Source organism: Mesorhizobium sp. M7A.F.Ca.CA.004.06.1.1, assembly GCF_003999135.1.
GTDB lineage: Bacteria > Pseudomonadota > Alphaproteobacteria > Rhizobiales > Rhizobiaceae > Mesorhizobium.
On record NZ_RZPQ01000261.1, the window covers coordinates 1 to 7105 of the forward strand.

Genomic DNA, 7105 nt, shown 5'->3' on the forward strand with positions numbered 1-7105 from the left:
TCTATTGCCAGGATGAGGTCGAGCGGATCGACCAGAGGGTGCGCAGCGAAACCTGGCGCGGCATCGAGCTCATTCACATCCAGGTTGCCTCCAAGGGACCGCGCGCGACGCTGGAATTCGACTGGCAATGCGCCCGCGACGCCGCCCGGCGACCGGGCGTTTGCCTGGTGCTCGGCTACAATGGCGCGGTCTTCCTGACCTGGCTCAGGCTGAAGCGACGCAAGATCTTCACCAACATGGACGGCATCGAGTGGCGCCGCCCAAAATGGGGAATGGCGGCGCGAACCTGGTTCTGGCTCAACGAATGGATCGGCGCATGGGCCTCGCATCGGCTGGTCGCCGATCATCCCGCCATCGCAGATCACCTGGCGACGCGCCGGCCGCGCAGCGCCATCGCCACCATCGCCTATGGCGCCGATCCGGTGACATCGGCGCCCGAGGCGCCGGTCCGGGCGCTCGGCCTCGAGCCCGGGCGCTATCTCATCTCGATCGCGCGCATCGAACCCGACAACAACATCCTGCCAATCGTCGAAGCTTTTTGCTCCGCCAAGCGCGACATGAAGCTGGTAGTGCTGGGAACGCTGTCCGACGACATCCCCTATCATGCCGCCATCCGCAAGGCGGCGAATGGCTCGGTGGTCCTGCCGGGCGCCATCTACGACCAGGCGACGGTCAAGGCGCTCAGATACCACGCCCGCTCCTATCTGCATGGCCACACGGTCGGCGGCACCAACCCGTCGCTGGTCGAGGCGCTGGCGGCCGGCAACATGGTGATCGCCCACGACAATCCCTACAACAGATGGACCGCCGGAGCTGCGGCGATCTACTTCACCGACAAGGACAGTTGCGCCAAGCGGATGCAGCAGGCGCTGGACAATGACGCCTTGGTCAAGGCCTGCGGCGTTGCCGCCAGGGCGCGCGCTCAGGAAGCCTTTCGCTGGGACGATGTCCTGCTCGCCTATGAAAATGAGGCCTATCATTTGCTCGGCATGACCGCCGCCAAGACCACCGCGATGGATCATGCATCGCCAGGAACCGTATGACAGGCTGGTCGCGCCGGCGGGTGCTGCGGACGGCGCTGTCCACCGCGGCGGCTCTCGGCTCGCTCCCGGTCGCACCAATCGCTCGCGCAGCCGCCGGGCCGCGATTTCGGCGCGGCGTCAACGCCTGGCCCTGGTTCTCGCTGACGCGCGAATTTCCCGCTCCGCGCACCGACTATGACTGGCCGCCCTTCCAGTCGCAACGGCCGGTGCCGACCCCGGACGACCTGCGTCGGCTGCGCGAGACCGGGCTCGATTTCATCCGACTGCCTGTTGATCCCGGCCCTTTCCTGGCCGCCGACGCCACCACGCGCAGCCGGTTGCTGGACATGCTGGATGCCGCTGTCACGGCCACCCTCCACGCCGATCTCGGCATCATCGTCAACATCCAGGCCAATGCAGCCACCCATTACTGGAACCCCGACCGCATGGTCTCCAGCACCGCCGCACCCGCGTTCGATCTCTACCGCGGGCTGGTCGGCGAGCTTGCCGGCAGGCTGGCGCGGTTCCAGCCCGGCAGGGTGGCGCTCGAGCCGGTCAACGAGCCGGCGCAGGCCTGCGCGTCGAACGTCTGGTCGCAGATCCAGCTTTCACTTCTGACGGCGGCAAGAGCATCGGCCGCGACCCTGCCGCTGGTCGTCACCGGCGGCTGCGGCTCGATGGTGAGCGGACTGACAGCGCTCGATCCGGCACCGCTGTCCCCGTTCGAGCCGATCCTGTTCACCTTCCACTTCTATGAGCCCTATCTGTTCAGCCATCAGGGGGCACCCTGGATGCGCGAGCCCGTCTACCGGTCGCTCAACAATGTGCCGTGGCCGGCATCTGCCGGCTCGCTGGAACAGACGCTGGCATCGGTCAGGGCGCGCATGGCGCAGGACACCGAAATCCCTGAAGACGCCAAGCAGGCAGCCTATGCCGATACCGAGCGTGTGCTGAAAGTCTATTTCGACGCCCGGCCCGACCGCTGGTTTGTCGACAAATATCTTCGCCAGGTTCGCGACTGGGCCGACGGCCACGGCCTTGCGCCGGAACGCATCATCATGGGCGAGTTCGGCGCGCTGCGCACCGACGCCCGCTATGTCGCCGCCCCCAATCCGGATCGCGCGCGCTACATCGCCGATGTCAGACGGAGCGCCGAGGAACTCGGCTTCGCTTGGGCACTGTGGGATCTCTTCGATGGCATGGGCATGATGGACGACACCACCCGGGCACTGGACCCCGATATCATCGCGGCGCTTGGCCTGACCATGCCGGCGGACTGACGGGCCTGAACGCTGCCCGCGTCGGCCGGTAAAGCACCAGCGCCAGCACCACGAACTTGGTCAGCAGCGTCGTCTTCGACGCGACGCTTTCCGAGGTGTTGATCAGAATGACCCAGCCCAGCATCGGCAGCCAGATGCCGGGATGGCAGCGGCGCGCCACCTCGAACAGGAACAGCACGAAGCCGAACGTCAGCAAAAGGGTGAAGAAGGCGCCCTGATAGAGGACGGTGCGGATAATCGGGTTCTCGATGCCCTGTTCGAGACCGTTGATGCGGCGCAGGCTGTCAATCAGGTCGACATCCGGCCCCACGATCAGATCGCGTAATTCCAGGTGCTTGAAGAGCTCGAACATCTCGACGCGGGCATTGGCGCTGCCGCTGTCCGACACGAAGCGCTCCAGCAGCGCATCGAAAAAGCCATAATATGCCGCCACGATGATGACGACCGGCAGCAGCGCGGCAAGCATGAAGCCGAGTGCCGCACCCAAGAGATTGACGCGTCCCCGGCGCAATTTGCTGATGCCCTTGGAAAGCAGATAGCAACCGCCCAGCACAATCGTCATCACCATCGCCGAACGGCCGCCGAACGCGACAAGTGCCGCGCATTGCAGGCCGATCAATCCTATCCGCACAGGCGTCGACAGGGATCTGGCACCGGAGAGCAGCGCAAGCACGTAGATCGACGTCACCATGGCATTGGCGAGCGGATGTCCCTGCAGCGCGCTCGAGCGCAGATCGGTGGTAAACGCCACGCCGTCGAGGCGATAGGGGAAGATAAGCGTCTTGGTGGCGAACTCGAAAAGGGCAAGCAGCGCATTCGCCGTCATGACAACGTGAACGACGGTCTGCAGCCCGGCGAATGTCCGTTCGTCGTCCTCGCTGAGCATCAGCACCAGAAGTGCCGCGGCCACGAACGTATCGATCATGCCAGCCATGCCGGGCCGCTGCCTGGCGATGACGACGAACAAAAGCACGATCGATATGGCGGCCATCAGCGCGCTGGCCGGCCGCCTGTCGGCGAGATGGACGATATAGCCGACCGGATTGCCTGACGCACAGGAGCGCCAGGCAAACAAGAGGACGATGAGATAGGTGGACGGGTGGATCTTGGTCGCCGGGTTGCCGAACAGGCCATCATAATTGTAGCCGACCAGCCACAGCATGCCGCCCGAGATGCCGAACAGCACCGCTACCGCCGCGATCAGTCCGAAGCGCGTCAGCGCATCGAGCGACGTGCCGGCGCGGGGTGCGGCAGCACCATGGTTCGAAGCGCTTGCGCTCCAACTGGCAGCCATATCAGGCGGCCTCGTCGACCAGCAAGGCGGCCGTCGGCAACCGCCCCATGACGGAAACCGCCTGCGCGGTCGTCGTGACGTCGCGCATCGGGGTGGCGTTCAGCGTGGCGACGAGTACGATCTCGTCGGCCATGGCGACCAGCGGCGAGGCATTGAGATTGTCGGCCAGCGCGCCGCCGTCGATGACGACGAGTTCGAAGCTCCGGCTGGCCCGGGCCAGCATCTGCTGCGCAAAATAGATGCCATGCGCTTCCTGGAAAACCGCCTTTGAGCGGCCCCTGCCCAGCACGGCAACGTTGCTGCCGGCGGCGTAATGGCTGACGGCCTCAAAGGCGTACTCGCCGCGCAGCACATCGAGGATCCCCGGCTGCGGATCCTTCTGGTCGCCGCCGCCGGCATTGGCATCGATGAACAGCACCCGGCTGCCCCTGGACGCCGCGGCATTGGCCAGCAGCCGCGCCACCCGGCTGCGCTGCGCGCCCTCGCCCGGCGACGATGTCACCAGGATGGAAGGCACCAGCGGCCAGTCCGCCGGACGCTGGCCCGAACTGAACATGCGCCTCAGCGCAAGGCCGACAACGGCGTCGGTCTTCTGGCTGGAGGCGGCGGCCGAACTTGCGCCGAAAGGCCACCAGCGCCACCCAGTGCCTGAATTTGCCGGCACCACGCCCAGCACCGGCGCGTCGATGGCCGACTGCATCTGCGCGCTGGAAAGCACCGTCGGCGAGGAATATTCGGCGATCAGCGCCAGACCGGTGCCGAGCCCGAGGCCGCCGAATATCGCGCCCAGCAACAGCAGCGGCAAAGGCGGCCAGCTTTTCTTCAAGGCGGGCATGGCATTGGAGATGATGCGCGCATTGGTGCTGTCGACATTGATCTGCTCGCGCGTCTCCTGGGCGCGCTGGAGATAGTTCGAGTAGACGGAACGCAGCGCCTCGAGATCGCGCTGCAATTCGCGCAGCCGCACCGAGGCCTGGTCGGTGTCGAGCGACTTGCTCTTCATGCCGGCGACCTTGGCTTCCAGCGCCTGCTGGTTGGCCAGCGCCCGTTCGTAGTCCGTCTCGGTGGCGGTGGCGATGCGGCCGAGCTCGCGCGCGATCAGCTGGCGCGTGTCGCGCAGCTGCTGCTGGGCTGCGATCAGCGAAGGATGACGCGGCCCCAGCTCCGTGCCGAGCTGCGAGACCTGGTCGACCAGCGTCGCCTCCTGTGCCCGCAGGCTCGAGATCACCGCCGAACGCATCGCCTCCGAGGTTGCGTCCGCCGTGCCGCTCTGCCGGCGCATCTGGTCGACCTGCGCCTTCAGCGCCGCGGTGCGGCTCTGCGCCGCCGCAAGCTGCGTGTTGATCTCGGTCAGTTCCTGGTCGCTGACCAGGTTCCCTGCCGCCATCACCATGTTGTTGGCGGACTTATAGGCCTCGACGGCATTCTCGGCCTGCTGGACGCGTTTGCGCTGCTCGTCCAGCCGGGCGGTGATCGACTCGGAGGCGTCCCTGGCCATTTTCGCGCGCGCGCTCGCCTGATCGACCAGGTAGGCCTGCGCGATGGCGTTGGCCAGGAGGGCGGCCTTGTCGGCGCTCTTGGCGGTGACGATGACGTCGAGGACCAGGACCTTGTCGGCCCGCTTCACCGCCAGGCGCCGGCGCAGCGCGTCGAGTGTCTGCACCGACCTGTCGCCTTCGGCCGATGCCGAACCGAGCAGGCGCGACAGCAAGCCCTGCCCGTTGAATTCCGGATCCTGCGTCAGGTTTGTCGCCGCGATCGCCCGCATCAGCACGCCTGTCGACTGGACCACGCTGACCTGGCTCTCGACCTGCGTGATGCCGCCATCGGGTGAGATACGGCTGGGATTGACGTCGTTGGTGACCACCTGCAGGTCCTGCGGATCGATGAGGATTTCCGCCGCCGAGCTGTAGAGCGCGGGCGTGAAAAGACCGTAGAGAAGGGCGACCAGCGTCAGCAGTGCGACAGTGCCGAAGATCCAGAACCGGCGGCGCACCAGGATGCGCTTCAGGTCGCCCAGTTCGACAGTCGAAGCTGCGTATGATCCCGCGCGTGCCGCATCCGGAGAGTGTTGCTGAGGAACCATGGGCAGGGATGATTGCATGGCTGCCTCCGACAATACTCCATATGCCGGCAAGGTCAGTTGCGGCGCTAACCTAGCTATTCCTCCAACTGTTAAAACATTGTTAATTATGTTGAGAGGTGACGTGAATTTTGGCACGCGGTTTGCTTAAAAATATACATATCGGGGTGTTGGTTACGCGGCGAGCGGAGACGGATGCAGATGGGGTTACAATTTGACCGGACCGGCCTGGCCGGCAAGGCCGGGCACCGCGTTTTCGGGCCTCCACCATGCAGATAAGTCTACGCCTGGACGGCGACTGCGTCCGCGCCTTTCATCTCACGCTGCTGGAGCGCCTTGCCGCGCTCGGCGACGAACTGTCCGTCGATGTCAGGCCGGCGGGCGGCGGCATTCCGCGCAGCGCCGCAGCCCTGTTTCAACTCGAAACGGCGATCCACGGACTGCCCCATGATGGACTGGCCCATGATGGACTGGCCAAGCGTGTGCCGCTTTCGGCGCTCGCGCCCTATCGGCAGTCCCCCGCTTCGCCCGACCTGGTCATCGACCTCTGCGGCGATGTCAGGCTGGAAAGCACACGCGTCTGGCACGTCACCTATGACGGCGCCAGCGGCGAAGCGGCCTTGCTGGCCTCGATCCTCGCCGGCCGCACGCCACTTGCCCGCATCGAGGAGAACGGCGTTGCGATCGCGGCCGGGCGTCTGGGCACAGAATATGGCGGCATCGCGCTGGCGTCCTTCCAGGATATGCTGGCGCGCACAGCAAGCCTGATCGTCGCTGCCATGTCAGGCGCGGCAAAGTCGGTGCCCGATCTGCCAGAGCCGGCGCAGGCAGGCAGCCCGCCGCCAATGCCCTCGGCCGGCAAGCTTGGGGTCAGAGCCGGCAAGGCGCTGGCGCGGCGGATCGTCCAGAAGATCTATCACCTTTGCTACAACGCGCCGCATTGGAAGGTCGGCTGGCGGCAAACCGGGGGCTCCGATCTGTTCGACCTGCGTGCCCATCCGGCGTCGGGTTGGCAAGAGCTGCCGGACGATGGCAGCCGCTTCTACGCCGATCCGTTTCCCATCCTCTACCAGGGCCAGCTGACCCTGTTCGTCGAGGACTATATCCACCGGCTCGGCAAAGCCATCATCTCCGCCGTGCCCTTCGGCCCGGCAGGCCCGCTCGGACGACCTGAACCGGTGCTGGATCTGCCCTACCATCTCTCCTACCCCTTCGTCTTCGAGCGCGACGGCGAGGTCTGGATGGTGCCGGAAAGCTGCGCCAACGGCACCGTCGATCTCTACCGGGCCACCGCCTTCCCCGGTGGATGGGTCAAGGAGGCGACGCTTCTGTCCGGTGTCGTGGCCAGCGACGCCACGCTTGTCGAGCATGGCGGCGCCTGGTGGCTGTTCGCCACCGTCCGCGACGGTGGCGGCGCCTTCTCCGA

5 protein-coding genes are annotated in these 7105 nt (G+C 65.9%); 3 read left to right on the forward strand and 2 right to left on the reverse strand.

The genetic code is table 11. From position 1 onward, the window contains the following. Together EN906_RS16915 and EN906_RS16920 are read left to right on the forward strand one after the other, a co-directional pair. On the forward strand, nucleotides 1-1043 hold a 1043-nt coding region (locus EN906_RS16915), incomplete at its 5' end, for a glycosyltransferase (protein WP_127375272.1). Beyond that, nucleotides 1040-2302, forward strand: coding sequence for a cellulase family glycosylhydrolase (locus EN906_RS16920; protein ID WP_127270842.1), 1263 nt, complete (start codon nucleotides 1040-1042; stop codon nucleotides 2300-2302). The genes EN906_RS16915 and EN906_RS16920, both read left to right, overlap by 4 nt. Here EN906_RS16920 and EN906_RS16925 read toward each other — a convergent pair. Together EN906_RS16925 and EN906_RS16930 are read right to left on the reverse strand one after the other, a co-directional pair. Further along, a complete protein-coding gene (locus EN906_RS16925; protein WP_127272565.1) occupies nucleotides 2265-3596 on the reverse strand; it encodes a VpsF family polysaccharide biosynthesis protein in 1332 nt (443 codons plus the stop codon). The two genes, EN906_RS16920 and EN906_RS16925, sit on opposite strands and share 38 nt — an antisense overlap. Nucleotide 3597: 1 nt before the next feature. Next, nucleotides 3598-5700 carry an exopolysaccharide transport family protein gene (locus EN906_RS16930; protein ID WP_127272564.1) on the reverse strand — a complete coding sequence of 701 codons (2103 nt, stop codon included), beginning with the start codon at nucleotides 5698-5700 and terminating at the stop codon, nucleotides 3598-3600. 248 nt (nucleotides 5701-5948) lie between these two features. Between EN906_RS16930 and EN906_RS16935 the strand changes: the two genes are divergently transcribed. Next, nucleotides 5949-7105, forward strand: a 1157-nt coding sequence (locus EN906_RS16935; RefSeq protein WP_127375273.1) for a formyl transferase, incomplete at its 3' end; no start/stop codon positions are given.

Excerpts from the sequence above, each read along its gene's own strand:
- EN906_RS16920 (WP_127270842.1), top strand. The coding sequence starts at position 1,040 with ATGACAGGCTGGTCGCGCCGGCGGGTGCTGCGGACGGCGCTGTCCACC.
- EN906_RS16930 (WP_127272564.1), bottom strand. The coding sequence starts at position 5,700 with ATGCAATCATCCCTGCCCATGGTTCCTCAGCAACACTCTCCGGATGCG.
- EN906_RS16925 (WP_127272565.1), bottom strand. The coding sequence starts at position 3,596 with ATGGCTGCCAGTTGGAGCGCAAGCGCTTCGAACCATGGTGCTGCCGCA.